Below are 14,976 nucleotides of genomic sequence, written 5' to 3' on the forward strand. Positions count from 1 at the left end.
GTCCGAGGACGCCGGGGTCGGCTGTGCGGGCACCTGCGCCCCGCGGGCCGTGCCAGCGGGGCGCGGCCCGTCCGGTGCCCCCGTGCCTGCGGAGTCCTGCCCGTCCGGGCCAGCGGGGCGCGGCCCGTCCGGTGCCCCCGTGCCTGCGGAGTCCTGCCCGTCCGGTCCGGCCGGCTTTCCGGCCTCCCCCGGGTCGCCGGCACCGTCACCGTCCGCACCGTCACGGTCCGCACCGTCACCGGCCGAGCCGTCGGCGGCCGAGCCGTCGCCCGCCGACCGACCACCACCCGCACCGTCGCCACCCGCACCGTCGCCGGCCGGGCCGCCGGCCGCGCCGCCCCTGGAGGAGTCGTCCGGGCCGCCCGGTGGGACCGCGCCCGTCTCGCCGCCGCCACGCCCGCTGTCGGGCACCGTACGGTCGGTGGAGTGGTCGAGCACCCGCAGCGCCGCCAGGGCCGCCATGGGCACCACGAGGGCCGCCGCCGCGCCGGCCACGTCCAGCGCCGACCCGCCGAGGAGGCCGCCCAGCCCGACGGCCACGCCGGTGCCGGCCATCGCCGCCCGGATCGCCGGGTAGATGCCGAACAGCCGCATCAGCCCGCCCCAGGGCTGGAGCAGCGCGAGCCAGACCAGCGCGGCCCCGGCCAGGGCCAGCACGGTCAGTGGGCTGTTCACCAGCGTCTGGATGTTGGAGCTGCTGGACCGGTGCACGGTGAGCCCGCCGGTGCCGTCGCCCACAGCGGCCAGGAACCGGCCCAGGCTGCCCCGCTCGTCCGCGGGACGGCCGAGGTCGACCAGGGCGAAGCCGACGGTGACCGCCAGCGCGGCCATTGTCGCCCAGGCCAGCCGGCTCACTGTCAGCCAGCCGCCGCTGCAGATCGCGGCCGCGACGCTGACCCCGGCGGTGAGCGCGATCGCGCCGATCGAGTCGGCCCCCAGGTACGGGCTGCCCACTATCACCACGGCGAGCCCGCCGACCGTCACCATCACCATCGGCCGCCAGCCCTTGCGGAACCGCTGGGCGAGCCAGCCGCCGCACAGCAGCGCCCCGGCGATGAACACGCCCAGCCCGACGGTGCCGAGCCCGGCGTACCGGCCACCCTCCAGCGCCGAGTAGCCGACCACGCCGTTGAGCTGCAACCGGGAGCCGGTGAGCACGTCCACTCCGACGACGAGCGTGGCCAGCCCGGCGACCGCCCCGAGCGGACCGAGCGTGCGCTCGTGTCCGGGACTGAACCGGACCGCGGCGGTGCCGCCGACGATGAGCAGCGCGGTCACCGAGGCGTACCAGAGGCCCGCGTGGTCGCCGCGCCACCAGGGCACGGCGTCGGCGAGCAACGCTGCGGGCACTGCCAGCGCGGCGGCGATCAGCAGCAGCTCCACCACCGCCACGATCCGCGGCGACACCGGTTCCGGCCCGTGCGGTCCGGCGAGCCGGCGGGCGCGGCGCAGCAGCGGCAGCACCGCCACCGCGAGGGCGAGCTGGGCGGCGGCGAGCAGCGTGAAGAACCAGCCGGCGACGCGGCGCTGGGCGGCTGCCTCCCGGTCCGCGTCGGCCGGCGCCTCGATCGCGGCCCGCAGGTCGTCCGGCCGGTCGTCGACAGTCACCGCGGGCCGGCCGAGGAACGCCCGTTCCGGCATCGGTTTGTCGAGCACGGCGAGCACGGTCGGGGCCAGGTCGATCAGTTGCAGGTAGCCGGACCGGGCGGTGCTGGGCGAGGTCAGCCAGCCGCCCTCCCAGCCGGGTCCGTCGGCGATGGCGACGTGCAGCCGCGCCGGGGAGTCGGTGTCGGACACGCCCGCGACGAGCACCAGCGAGCGCGGCGGCCGGGCGGCGAGCACCCGGGCCAGCCGGGCGTCGGCCTGCCGCGCCTGGGCGGCCCGTACCTCCGGGTCGTCGTCGTCGACGGTGCCGACGTCGACGATGCTCAGCACGCAGGAGCCGAGCAGTTCCGCCGGCTTCTCCGGGAGCGTGGGCGCGTACCTGTCGACCCGGCCGAACGGGCGGGCGGCGGCCACGGCGGCACCCGGGCCGACGGCCACCGAGCAGCGCACCGACTCGGCCAGCGCGCCGGGTGTGGCGCCCCAGGAGAGCTGCTCCTGGTTGTGCGCCACCGCGCTGGGCTGGTCGGGCAGGTTCGCGCCGATGCCGTCGGGCCGCTCGACTGTCACACCGGTGGCCGGGCAGCCACCGCCCGGGCGGGCGCCGGGCCAGGCGGCGAAGTTCCCCGCGCCGAGCGTGAGCCAGCCGTCGACCGGGCAGGTGGGGCGGTGCGCGGAGCGTACCGAGAGCGACCCGATCGCGCCCTGCTCGGCCATCCGCCACAGCGTCGGCGTGTTCTCCGGGTCGACGTCGTCCCACCGCAGGCCCGCCGCGCCGACGAGCACCACGAAGTCGGCGCCGGGCCGGGCCGCACCCTCGTCCGGGCGGGCGGAGAGCGCGGTGATGCCCAGCGCCACCACGACCAGCGTCAGCAGCACCGGGGTCAGTCTGCGCAGCATCAGCGGTTCCCGGTGGAGAGCTGGGGTGTCAGCTCGGCGTAGAGGCCGGCGAGCGCGGCCACGGTGTCCGCCTCGGTGGGCCAGGTCGCGGCCCGCGCCAGGCCGCGACGGCCCAGATCGGCCCGGCGTACGGGGTCGTCGAGCAGGTCACGCACGGCCGCGTCGACGGCGTCCACGTCGCCCGGCGGCACCAGCACCGCCGCGTCGCCGACCAGGTCCGGCAGCCCGCCGACGGCGGTCGCGACGAGCGGTACGCCCGCCCGCAGCGCCTCCTGCGCGAACAGCTGGCGGGCCTCCCAGTCGCTCGTCACCACCGCCAGGTCGGCGGCGCCCAGCAGGTCCGCCACGTCGGTACGGTGCCCGAGCAGCGTCACCGGCGCGCGGGCGGCCGAGATCCGGGCGGCCAGCGGCAGGTACGCCGGACCGCTGCCGGCGATCACCACGAGCGGGGCGGGAGTACGGGTCCGCCAGCGGGCGGCGGCGTCGATCAGCACGTCGTACCGCTTCTGCGGGTGCAGCCGGCCCACCGAGAGGATCAGCTGCTGGTCGGCGGCGACCGCGAACTCGGCGCGTACCGCGCCGGCGCGGCGACCGGGGCCAGGCGGGCGTCGGCGGCGCCGAGCGCGGCGGCGCGGTCGACCAGGTCGGCGGAGGCGCCCAGCGCGACCCGCACGGACCGGGCGACGACCCGCTCGACCAGCCGGGACACCGCGCCGCGCAGGCCACCGGCGAGGACCGCGTTGTGCCAGGTGACGACCAGCGGCGCGGCGGGACGGGCGAGCGCGGCCACCAGGCCGGCGCGCAGCCCGTGCGCGTGCACCACGTCGACGGGTGTGTCAGCGAGCGCCCGGCGCAGCGCGGTGACCGCGCGCGCGTCGCCCGGCGTGGGGCTGGCCGGGATCTCCACCGGCGTGAACCGGGCCCCGGCGCCGGTGAAGTCGAACTGTTCCTCGGTGGCGGCCGGGCCGCAGACCAGCACGGACGCGCCGGCCTCGGTCAGCCCACGGGTGATCGAGCGCACGTGCTGCCCGACCCCGCCGGTGCTGGAGGCGAGCACCAGGGCCACCGACCCGGGCCAGCGCGGTGCCGGCGAGGCGTCCGTCATGAGGAAACGGTCTCCCTTCCGTCACCCCGCTCGCCGGGGTGCTGCTGCGCCGGCGGGCCGTCGTCCCCACCGGCCGGGCGTCGCCGGCGCAGCCGGCGGGTCACGGTCGCGAGCAGCGGCCGCAGGTCGCGGGCGTCGGTCAGCCAGGCGACGGCGAGGAACAGGACACCGACCACGACCCCGGACAGCATGCCCTGCGCGAGGGCCCACGGTGTCGTCGGGGTGCCGTCACCGAGCCCGGCGAGTCCCGCCGAGACGGCCGCTCCGCCGGCTCCGGCGACGACGGCCGCGAGCAGCCCGGCGGCGCCGGCCCGGCCGACACCGGCCAGCGCCTCGCCACCGGCGGCCCGCCGGACCGCGGCGATCAGCAGCACGCCGAGCAGCAGCATGCCGGCCGAGGTCGCCAGCGTCACCGCGAGCACCCGGTCGGCCAGCGGCGCCACCTGGGCGGACACCACGGCGAGCGCGGGCACGCTGAGCCAGCCGAGCGCGGTGGCGACGGTGGCCGCGCGGGTCTCGCCGCGGGCGTACAGCGCACGGGTGAGGACCGCGAACAGGCCGTAGCCGACCAGGCCGGGCGCGAACCCGGCGATCCCGACCGCCGCGGTACGCGCGTCGAGCGGGTCGGCGAAGAAGAAGTGCCCGACCGGGATCGCGGTGCCGACGAGCGCGGCGGCGCCGAGGAGGCTGAGCAGCACGACGCCGCGTACCGCCGGGGCCAGGGTCTCCCGGTAGGCGCGCTCGTCGCCGGTGGCCCGGGCCGCGACGAGCGTCGGGTACGCGGCCACCGCCAGCGGAACCGCCAGCACCGCCCAGGGCAGGAAGTAGACGGTCTGGGCGAGGTTGTAGACGACGACATCGCCGGTGCGACCGTAGGTGACCTGGTTGAGCGCGACCACCAGGGCGATCTGCTGGGCGGTCACGGTGACCACCCCGGCGAGCGCCAGACCGCCGACCCGGGCGCGGGCGTCGGCCGGGAACCGGTAGCCGGGCCGGATCCGCAGCCGTAGCCGGCGCACCGGGATCAGCAGCGACAGCGAGAGCATCACCACGCCGAGCGTGGTGCCGGCGGACAGCAGCAGCTCGCCGCCGCGTCCGGCCTCCCCGATCGTGGCCTGCCGCCCCTCGGCGGCGGTGAACCCGAGGTAGACGGCGATGACCGTGACGCTGGACAGCAGCGGCGCGATCACCGGCCAGGCGAAGCGGCGGTGCGCCTGAAGCACGCCGGTCAGCACGATGCCCACGCCGTACAGCGGCAACTGCGGTGCGAAGACCCGCAGCATCCGCGCCCCGGAGGCCTGCTGCGTCTCGCTGAGACCGTTCCCGATCAGGGCGGGCAGCGGGTCGGCGAACACCGCCAGCAGCACCGCCAGCGGGACCAGCAGGCTCAGCGTCCAGGTCAGCAGCGCGCCGGTGGTGGCGGCCACCGCGCGCCTGTCACCCGCCTCGACGGCGCCTGCGAGCAGCGGTACGACGAGACTGGCGAGCGCCCCACCGGCGACGATCTCGAAGATGAAGTTCGGGACGTAGTTCGCCACCAGGTAGGCGCTGCCGAGGTCGGTGGGGCCCAGCATCCAGGTGAACACGGCGGTACGGCCGAAGCCGGCGAGCCGGCTGAGGACGGTGAGGACGGCGATGAGGGCGGCCGCCCCGGCGACCCGGCCGGCGGCGGCGAGAGGAGCCGGTTTCGTCACGTCAGTCCGGGAGCCGGCCCAGCTCGTCGAGGTGCCGCAGCCCCGGCGTGGACGCGATGACCTGGGTGAAGCTGACCTTCTCGCTGGCGGCGGTGAGCGCGGCGAGCACGGCCAGCACGCCGGCCCGGCCCAGCGGCCCGGTACGCGCGGCGAGGCTCACCCCGAGCAGCGCGCCGAGCGCGTTGGCGCCGCTGTCGCCCACCATCACGCGCTCGCCGAGATCGTCGCCGACCAGTGCGGCCGAGGCGCCCACGGCGCCCGCGGCGACGCCGCCGTACGGGCCGGTGGTCAGCGGCGCGCCGAGCAGCATGCCGGACTTCAACGCCCGGCCGGGCCGCAGGTCGAGCAGGTTGACCAGGTTCGCGGTGCCGGCCACCACGCCGGCGCCGAGCAGCACGTCGAGCCCTCGGCCGAACGCCCCGGCGCGCCGGCGGCGCGGGTGCGCGGCGACCCGCCGGTCGGCGGCGAGCAGCGCGGCGGCGCCCAGCCCGGCCACGCCCACCCCGGCGACCTTGACCATCCCGGCGGTGACCTGACCCTCGCGCAGCGCGGCGAGATGCCCGGCGAACCCCTTCGCGGCCTTCTGTTCGGGGCGGGCGCCGACCACGTCGTCGTAGAGGCCGACAGCGCCCGCGCCGAGCCCGGCGACGAGCGCGGCGGCGCCGGCCGGGGCGCTGCCGGCACCCAGCGCGGCCCCGGTCGCCGCGCCGACGGCCAAAGCCGGACCGGCGGCCAGGGTCACCGTGCGGCCCCGGTAGTTGGTGCGCTCCAACGCCGGCCCGCCCGGCGACGTACGCGTCTGACGCAGCACGTAGCGGGCGGCCAGCGCTCCCGCGCCCACGGCCAGCAGCCGACCCAGTCTCACGGGACCTCCTCGATCCGGACTTCGAACGCGACGCGGGCACGGACCGGGCGGCCCGGAGCGGTCACCGGGGCAGTGTAGGCACCCGGGCGGCGGCGTTGTCGCCCACGCCGTACTGGCCGGTCTTCTTCTCGGTGAGCTGCTGCGCCAGGGCGAGGCTGGTGACCAGCTGGCCCTGCACGGTGTTGGCGTTGTCGACGGTGGAGATGGTCTGCGACAGCACCGGGTCGCCGCGGACCACGGAGACGAGGTTGCCGCCGGTCGAGCCCATGCCGGCGACCACGAGCGCGCCGGCCCGGTCGAACTGCTCGGCGATCTTCACCACCGACTCGTCCTTCTTCGCCGAGTCCTTGTCCACGTACGGCTGGCCGGTGACCATCACCACCGCCTCGGCGGCGGTGGAGATCCGGTCCGCCGGGGTGAGGTAGCCGGCGGTGGCGTACTGCTCCAGCACGGCGCGCCGGTCGGCGTCGCTGACCGGCGGGCTCCCGGCCGGGCGGTCCACCAGCACGTTGGCCAGCAACGCGCTGGAGGTCTCCACGCCGTGCCCGTTACCGGGCAGGTTGCCGGTGGGGGCGCTGTTCGGGCGGGCGGCGGTGACCGCCAGCTCCAGCAGGTTGTTGTTGCTGTCCGGGTTGACGAACTTGTCCTGCACGGCGATGCGGCCGGTGACGTCGGCGCCGGCGGTCTGGAGCATCTTCACCACGCCCTCGGCCTGGTCCCGGCCGCTGGGCAGGGTGAGCACCAGCACCCGGCGGCCGGTCAGCTTGCCGGGCAGGACGAGCTGGGCCATCTCGGCGGCGAAGTCCTCCTCGGTCTCCAGCTGCTTCTGCATGCTGTTGACCGACTGGCGCATCAGCGAGTTGTCCTTGCGCAGGCCGTTGACGTTCTCCCGGAGCGAGTCGGCGACCGGCCCGTTGAGGGCGGCTGTGCCGACCACCAGGCCGATCGCCAGCGCCAGGAACACCGCGGTCAGGGACACCACGTGGTAGCGAAAGTTGATCACGCTTGCAGCCTCTTGATCGTCGGGGAGCTAGAAGAGCTGGCCGAGCTGGAACACGAAATTGTCCCACCATTCGGAGACCACGCCCAGATACGCCTTCCCGACGGTGGAGACCGCCACCGCGGAGGCCATCGCGGCCACCGCCGACAGGACCAGCAGCAGCAGCGACGACCCGGAGATGCTCTGCCGGTAGAGCCGGCTGACACCCTTGGCGTCGACCAGCTTGCCACCGACCTTCAGCCGGGTCAGGAACGTCGACGCCATGCCGCCGCGCCCCTTGTCGAGGAACTCCACCAGGGTGGCGTGCGTGCCGACCGCCACCAGCAGCGACGCGCCCTTCTCGTCGGCCAGCAGCATGGCCAGGTCCTCGCTGGTGGCCGCCGCCGGGAAGGTGATCGCCGGTACGCCGAGCCCGTTGACCCGGGCCAGGCCCGGCGCCCGCCCGTCCGGGTAGGCGTGCACGATCACCTCGGCGCCGCAACGCAGCACGTCGTCGGTGACCGAGTCCATGTCCCCGATGATCATGTCTGGGGTGTAGCCCGCCTCGACCAGCGCGTCGGCGCCGCCGTCCACGCCGATGAGCACCGGCTTGAACTCCCGGATGTACGGGCGCAGCACGTCCAGGTCGGCCTTGTAGTCGTAGCCGCGCACCACGATCAGGCAGTGCCGGCCCTGGATCTGGGTCTGGATCTCCGGTACGCCGACGCCGTCGAGCAGCAGGTCGCGTTCCTGGCGCAGGTAGTCCATCGTGTTGGCGGCGAACGCCTCCAACTGCACCGACAGGCCCTCCCGGGCGTCGGCCATCGACTTGGCCACTGTTTCGGTGTCCTGCAACGAGCCGTGCGCGACCGGATCGTCGCCGACGAAGACGGTGTTGCCCTCGATGCGGACCCGGTCGCCCTCGCGGACCTGCTCGAAGACGCTCTCGCCGAGGTCGTCCAGCAGCGGGATGCCGGCCGAGACCAGCACCTCCGGGCCGAGGTTGGGGTAGCGGCCGGAGACCGACGGCTTGGCGTTGAGGACCGCCGCCACACCCACCGCGACGAGCGAGTCGGCCGCCACCCGGTCCAGGTCGACGTGGTCGATGACCGCGATGTCGCCGGGTCGCAGCCGCCCGACCAGCCGTTTCGTCCGGCGGTCGAGGCGCGCGGTGCCGACGATGGAGCCCGGCTCCGGGTTCCGGCTCCGGCGCAGTGTGGGTAGACGCATCGTGACCATCCTGGCATGTGAGGCAGGTTTTGCTGTCGCGACATGCCTGAGCAGGGCCGCCTACCCAGGGAAGCACACCGGAACCCGCGCCGGTGTGCTTGCGCTCACAATCGGGGTATCACGGACGCCTTTCCTTGGCCGCCACGGCCAGGAGCTCCTCGGCATGGGCGATACCCAGATCCGAGTCCGGCAAACCGGCGAGCATCCGGGCCAGTTCCCGGGCGCGCTCGGTGTCCTCCACCACGCGCACCCCGCTCGTGGTGACCGCTCCCCCGGTGTCCTTGGCCACCACCAGGTGCCGGTCGGCGAACGCGGCGACCTGCGGCAGGTGCGTGACCACGAGCACCTGGTGACTGCGGGCCAGCCGGGCCAGCCGACGGCCGATCTCCACCGCGGCCTGGCCGCCGACACCGGCGTCGACCTCGTCGAACACCAGCGTGGGCGGGCCGCCGGAACCGGCGAAGACCACCTCGATGGCGAGCATCACCCGGGACAGCTCACCTCCGGACGCGCCCTTCTGCAACGGCAGCGCCGGTGCGCCCGGGTGCGCCAGCAGCCGCAGCTCCACCTCGTCGGCGCCGTCCGCGCCGACGCCGGTCTCGACGCCGTTGACAGGCAGGCTCGGCTCGGACCGGCCCGCCGGTCGCGGCAGCACCGCCACCTCGATGCGGGCGTGCGGCATCGCCAGCCCGGCGAGCTCGACTGTCACCTCCTCGGCGAAGCGGACCGCCGCCTCCCGCCGGGACGCCGACACCCGGCCGGCCAGGTCGGCCACCTCACCGGCGAGCCGGGTCGCCTCGCGGTCCAGCTCGTCCAGCAGCTCGTCGGAGGTGTCCAGATCGGACAGCCGCGTGCGGGCCCGCTCGGCCCACGCCACCACGCCGTCGACGTCGTCGGCGTACTTGCGGGTGAGCGCGCGCAGCGCGGCCCGCCGCTCGTAGACGGTCTGCAGGCGCGCCGGGTCGGCGTCCAGCGCGGCCAGGTAGGCCGACAGCTCCGCGGCCACGTCGGTGACGAGCGTGGCCGCCTCCTCCAGCCGGGCCGCCAGCTCACCCAGCGCCGGGTCGGTGCCGGCCTGCGCCTCCAGCGTGCGCCGCGCGGTGCCGAGCAACACCGTCGCGTCCGGCGTCTCGTCGGTCGCCTCGACACCGCCGGCCACGCACTGCTGCGCCACCTGCGCGGCGGTACGCAGCCCCTCGGCGTGCTCCAGCCGCTGCGCCTCGGCCTTCAGCTCGTCGTCCTCCCCCGGCTGCGGGTCGACCCGGGTGATCTCGTCCAGGCCCAGCCGCAGCAGGTCGGCCTCCTGGTTGCGCTCGCGGGCGTTGCGCCGCCGGTCGGCCAGGTCGTCGACGACGGTGCGCCACCGGGCGTACGTCTCGCGCAGCGCGTCGAGCAGCTTCTCGTGCTCGGGCCCGGCGAACCGGTCGAGCGAGGCACGCTGCTCGGCCGGGCGCAGCAGCCGCAGCTGGTCGGACTGGCCGTGCACTGCGAGCACCTGCTCGCCGACCTCGCCGAGCGTGGACACCGGCATGGCGCGCCCGCCCAGGTGCGCCCGGGAGCGGCCCTCGATGGTCACGGTGCGGCTGAGCAGCAGCGAGCCGTCCTCGTCGGGCTCGCCGCCTGCATCGAGGATGCGGGCGTGCACCGCCTCGGCCACCCGGCCGCTCAGGCGCAGCCGGCCCTCCACCGCCGCGCGGCCCGGCTGGGCGCGCACCCGGCCGGCGTCGGCGCGGCCGCCGAAGAGCAGGCCGAGGCCGGTCACCACCATGGTCTTGCCGGCGCCGGTCTCGCCGGTGATGACGTTCATCCCCGCGGCCAGCGGCAGCGTGGTGTCCTCGATGACGCCCAGTCCGGTGATGCGCAGCTCTTCCAGCACAGCACCCGACAGTAGCCCCGCCGTGTGACAGTTGACCAGCCGGCAGGGCGAGCCGCAGGCACCCGTACAGTTCAGCCCCGTGCTGGAGGAGATCGGCCTGACCCCGGACGAGGAGGAGCTCTACCGCAGCCTGGTACGGGCGAACACGGCCCGGGCCGGTGAGCTCGCACAGCGGCTGGGACGGCCCCGCGCGGAGGTCACCGCCCGGCTGGACGCCTTGCGGGACAAGGGTCTCGTGCTGCCGACCGGGCCGGAACCGGACGCGCCGCTGCGGCCGCTCGCGCCGGACGTGCCGTTGGGCGAGGCGCTGCTGCGCCGCCAGTCCGCGCTGGAGGAGGCCCGCGCCGCTGTCAGCCGGCTCGCCGAGGACTACCGGGCCGGGATGCGCCGCCACGACGCCGCGCACCTGGTCGAGGTGGTCACCGGCGCGCGAGGGCTGCGGGAGCGGCTGCGCGAGCTGCAGAACGGCGCGCGCGAGGAGGTGCTCTGGTTCTGCCGGGCGAACCCGCTGGCGATGCCCGGACCGGAGAACGTCGAGGAGTTCGACGCGCTCGCCCGCGGCGTGCGCTACCGGGCCATCTACGAACGGGCCATGCTGCTGGAGCCGGGCGCGCTCGCGGACGTGGAGCGGGGCGTACGCGCCGGGGAGCAGGCCCGGGTGCTGGACCGGCTGCCGGTGCGACTGGCCGTGGTGGACGGTCGTACCGCGGTGTGCCCGCTGGTGCCCGACCGCGACGGCGGGGAGCCGACAGCCGCGGTGATCGGCCGCAGCCAGTTGCTGGACGCCCTGCTGGCGCTCTTCGAGAGCCACTGGCTGATGGCGACGCCGCTCGGCACGCCCGCCGACCGGGCCGCCACCGGCTACCAGCCCGACGGCGACGAGGCGCGGCTGCTGTCGCTGTTCGTCGCCGGGGTGCCGGACAAGTCGATCGCGTCACAGCTCGGGGTGAGCCGGCGTACCGTGCAGCGGCGGCTGGCCGACCTGATGGCCGCCGCCGGTGTGGACACCCGGCCCGGGCTGGCGTTCCAGGCCGCCCGGCGCGGCTGGATCTGACCGGGGCCGGGGCGGGACGGCCCCAGGACCGCCCCGCCCCGGCGTCTCATCGCAGCCCGTACGCGTCGATCACGGTCTGCGTCACGGTGCTGCCGGACCGGTCCCACGCCGAGACGCGCAGCGACACCGTGCCGCGCCCGGCCGGCACCTCGGCGGTGAACCGGGTGCCGGAGCCGCGTACCGGCGCCGTACGCCAGGTGCGTCCGCCGTCGAACGACACCTCGGCGCGTACCGTCGTGCCGGCCGGCGCGGGCAGGCCGGCCGGGTGGCGCAGCGTCAGCCCGACGGTGTGCTTCCGCCTGCCGGGCACCTCGCCGCGCAGGTCGGCCGGCACCCGGTAGTCGACCTGGAGCAGCGGCAGCGGCCGGGCCGCGTCACCGGACGGGCGGGCCGAGGTGAACTCCCACGCCGTCTCGGTACGGGTCGCCCACCGCCATTCCGCCGACGACCGTGCCGTCGTCACGTCGAGGCGGTAGCGGGCCGGACCGGCGGTGGCAGGCACCGGCGCCCAGCCGGCGGACAGGTCGGCGATCTGTCCGCCGTCCCGGCTGACCCGGCGGGTCACCGTGTCCTGCTCCTCGGACCGGTTGTCCACGCCGGCATGACCGTCGGCGTCGACGAACTCGGCCACCCGCAGGTCGAGCGTGTCAGCGGTCCGGCTCGGCGCGGCCGCACCGGCCGGCACGGCGGGACGTACCAGCGGCGTGTGCCACGACTCGGTGGTCCGGTCGGTGGCCGCGTAGCGCCGGGGCCGGTCGGACAGGCCGCCGGTCAGCGTCCCCATGGTGGAGAACATCAGCCGGTGCAGCACCCGGTGCTGCCACCACGAGTCACCGGAGCTGACGAACTCCCGCCGGGTCGTCCCGGTACGCACCATCCGCTGGTCGTCGTTCCAGGAGAACTCCTGCCAGGGCCGCCACCCGAACCGCTGCTCGGTGGCCCAGTCCAGGCCGCCGGTGTCGCCGTAGCGCGCGGTCACCTCGGCCGTGTTCGCGGCGGTGACCCGGTGGAGGATCCGCTCCGGCACCCGGCCCTTCGACACCTGGAACACGTCGTAGAGGTACGGGCTGTCCACGGTGAGCGTCAGGTCCATCCGGGCCCGGCCGGTACGCGCCGCCGCGAGCATCCGCTGCCCGTCGTCGTACGCCACCGCGAGCGCCGGTGCCGGCAGCCGCTCCCCGGTCGGACGCCACACCGTCCACGCGCTCTGGTCCGCCGGCCGGACGATCAGCACCGCCTTCGCGCCGGCTGCCGCCGCGGCGGCCACCTGTTCCTCCTCGGACCGGTCCGCGGACGCGGTGAGCAGCGCCGCCGCGCCCCGCACGCCGGCCAGCTCACCGGGTGCGCCGGTGCCGGCGGCGACCAGGCGCAGCCGCTGCCGCCCGGCCGGGGCCGGTGACTGACCCATCAGGTTGACGTCCAGCGCGCCGGACACGCCGCTGACGTCGATGTCGACCATCGGTGCGACGAGTTGCCAGCGCGAGGAGAACTCGAACTCGCCGTGGCGCACCTGCCGGGTCGGGGTGACGTTGAGCTGCTGCACGGTGCTGAACGTCATCACGCCGTGGTCGACCTGCCGGCCGTTGCCGAACACCCGGTGCTGGTAGAAGCTCAGGACGGCCCGCTGCTCGGACGGTTTCGGCGTCTCGATCCGTACCGGCGTGCCGCGCCGCGGGTCGAGCACCACCGTGAGGTCCCGGTCCACTGTCAGCTCCGGGTCGGTGACCAGGGTGAGCTGCTCGTCCAGCGGCGCGCCGTGCTCGATCAGCGCGTGCAGCAGGTACGGACCCTCCTCCACCTGGATCCGCCACTCGTCGCCGACGCCGAGCCAGCCCATCGCGTCCGACTCCGGGTGCTCGCCGAACAGCGTCACCACCGGCGACGATCCGGGCCGCCCGGCCGGGTCCAGCGCGCGCAGCGTCACGGTGTGCTGCGGGCCGCTGAGCGTGAGCCCGACCGCGGTCCGCACCGTCACGCCGTCCGTGCCGGTGGCGACCAGCCAGCCGCCGTGCGGGCCCCGGTCCAGCCGGGCCGGGTCGGCGCGCAGCGGCACGTCCACACCGCCGCCGGCCGGCACCGTCACCGTGCCGGCGTCGAGTGTCAGGCCGTCGGTCTCGGCCGCGCCGCTGTCCAGGTTGCGCAGCTCCAGCGCCAGACGCAGCGTCTGCGCGGCTTCGGTGCCGTTGACGTAGCGCACCGTCCGGGTCGCGGCCGGCCCGCCGGTGGTCAGCCGGCCGAAGTCGGCGGTGGCCGTGCCGTACACCCGCTGGCGCAGCGCCCGGGCCACGTCGACCCGCCCGGCGCCCTGCTCGAACACCGTCGCGCCGGTGCTCGGGCGGGTGGTGCTGACCAGCGCGTCCTTCAGTTGCGCGGCGCTCCACCCGGGGTGCTCCTGGGCGAGCACCGCGGCCGCGCCGGCGACGTGCGGCGTGGCCATCGAGGTGCCCGAGGCGCGGGTGTACGCGTCGTCCACAGGCGTACCCATGGTGGTGCCGGCGGCGCGGGCGGCGACGATGCCGACGCCCGGCGCGGTGATCTCCGGCTTCAGGCCGTTGTCGCCCAGGCGCGGGCCGCGGCTGGAGAAGTCGGCGAGCACGTCGTCGCGGTCGACGGCGCCGACGGTGAGCGCGGCGGTGGCCGCGCCGGGCGAGCCGACGCTGCGCGGCTCACCGTCGTTGCCGGCGGCGATCACGAACAGCGCGCCGGTTTCGGCGGTGAGATCGTTCACGGCCTGGCTCATCGGGTCGGTGCCGTCGGTGGGCCGCGCCGCCGAGGCTCATGCTGACCACCTTGGCGCCGGAGCGCGCGGCCCACTCCATGCCGGCGATGATGCCGGAGTCGTAGCCGGAGCCGGAGTCGTCGAGCACCTTGCCGACCAGCAGCCGCGCGCCGGGCGCGACACCCTTGCGCAGCCCTGCGGAGGCCGCGCCGCTGCCGGCGACGGTGGCCGCCACGTGGGTGCCGTGGCCGTGGCCGTCCCGGGCGCTGCCGCCGCCGGTGAAGTCGCGCGCCTCGGCGACGCGGCCGGCCAGGTCGGGGTGGTCGGCGTCCACGCCGGTGTCGAGCACCGCGACCCGCACGCCGGCGCCGTCGCGCCCGGCCGCCCACGCGGCGGGCGCACCGATCTGCGGGACGCTGTGCTCCAGCGCCACCCGGGCCCGCCCGTCCAGCCACACGCGCTCCACGCCCGCGCCGAGCCGGACCGGTCCGGCACCCGCGGTGCGGGCCTGCGGCGTCTCCCGCAGCGACGTCCACAGCGCGCCCAGGTCGTCCTTGTCGACACGCAGCGCGGCGCCGTTGATGCTGGACAGCGGACGGGACTCGGCGGCGACGGCGAGGGGGCGCACCCGCCCGGCGGCCGGTTCCCGGTAGCGCACGATCAGCGGCAGCGCCGTGAGGCCCGCGTCGCCGTAGCCCTGCTCGGCCAGTTCCTGCACGTCGAACAGGTCCGGGTCGAGCACGCCCGCCGACACGTACGGCACGACGTCGGCGGGGAGCACCCGCAGCCCGCCGTCGGCCTGCGTGGTCTGGAAGACGATCCGGTCCCGGCCCGGCCCGGGGTGGACAGTGGCGGCGATCCGGCCCGGCGCGGCCTGGACCAGCTCGACCTGGTCGCCGGTGATCAGCGTGACGCGGGCGGGCGGCGCGCCCGGGGCGGATGTGCCCGGGGG

7 protein-coding genes and 2 pseudogenes are annotated in these 14,976 nt (G+C 76.0%); 1 reads left to right on the forward strand and 8 read right to left on the reverse strand.

All coding sequences use genetic code 11. The annotated features are described in order from the left end of the window. From ABD52_RS31455 to recN, 7 genes and pseudogenes are all read right to left on the reverse strand, one after another. On the reverse strand, nucleotides 1–2,502 hold a 2,502-nt coding region (locus ABD52_RS31455; protein WP_047894133.1), incomplete at its 3' end, for a hypothetical protein. Further along, a pseudogene (locus tag ABD52_RS31460) lies at nucleotides 2,502–3,607 on the reverse strand (glycosyltransferase family 4 protein). The pseudogene ABD52_RS31460 and the gene ABD52_RS31455, both read right to left, overlap by 1 nt. Then, nucleotides 3,604–5,301 carry a murein biosynthesis integral membrane protein MurJ gene (gene murJ / locus ABD52_RS31465; protein ID WP_047894134.1) on the reverse strand — a complete coding sequence of 566 codons (1,698 nt, stop codon included), beginning with the start codon at nucleotides 5,299–5,301 and terminating at the stop codon, nucleotides 3,604–3,606. The pseudogene ABD52_RS31460 and the gene murJ overlap by 4 nt, the downstream one beginning before the upstream one ends. A gap of 1 nt (nucleotide 5,302) precedes the next feature. Next, complete coding sequence (locus ABD52_RS31470) at nucleotides 5,303–6,166, reverse strand: hypothetical protein (protein WP_047894135.1); 864 nt, start codon at nucleotides 6,164–6,166, stop codon at nucleotides 5,303–5,305. Nucleotides 6,167–6,227: 61 nt separating this feature from the next. Further along, on the reverse strand, nucleotides 6,228–7,169 hold the full coding sequence (locus tag ABD52_RS31475) for a copper transporter (RefSeq protein ID WP_047894136.1): 942 nt from the start codon (nucleotides 7,167–7,169) through the stop codon (nucleotides 6,228–6,230). A gap of 27 nt (nucleotides 7,170–7,196) precedes the next feature. Beyond that, nucleotides 7,197–8,375 carry a putative cytokinetic ring protein SteA gene (gene steA / locus ABD52_RS31480; protein WP_047894137.1) on the reverse strand — a complete coding sequence of 393 codons (1,179 nt, stop codon included), beginning with the start codon at nucleotides 8,373–8,375 and terminating at the stop codon, nucleotides 7,197–7,199. Between the two features lie 118 nt (nucleotides 8,376–8,493). Further along, nucleotides 8,494–10,251 carry a DNA repair protein RecN gene (recN, locus tag ABD52_RS31485; RefSeq protein WP_013285583.1) on the reverse strand — a complete coding sequence of 586 codons (1,758 nt, stop codon included), beginning with the start codon at nucleotides 10,249–10,251 and terminating at the stop codon, nucleotides 8,494–8,496. Nucleotides 10,252–10,330: 79 nt separating this feature from the next. Between recN and ABD52_RS31490 the strand changes: the two genes are divergently transcribed. Next, nucleotides 10,331–11,305 (forward strand): helix-turn-helix domain-containing protein, encoded by a 975-nt coding sequence (locus ABD52_RS31490; protein ID WP_047894138.1) that lies wholly within the window; start codon nucleotides 10,331–10,333, stop codon nucleotides 11,303–11,305. A 46-nt stretch (nucleotides 11,306–11,351) separates the two neighbouring features. On the opposite strand, the pseudogene ABD52_RS31495 reads toward ABD52_RS31490, so the two are convergent. Beyond that, nucleotides 11,352–14,805 (reverse strand): annotated as a pseudogene (locus ABD52_RS31495) (S8 family serine peptidase). Nucleotides 14,806–14,976: the final 171 nt, after the last annotated feature.

The sequence above is a fragment of the Micromonospora sp. RV43 genome (assembly GCF_001029515.1).
Lineage (GTDB): Bacteria > Actinomycetota > Actinomycetes > Mycobacteriales > Micromonosporaceae > Micromonospora > Micromonospora aurantiaca.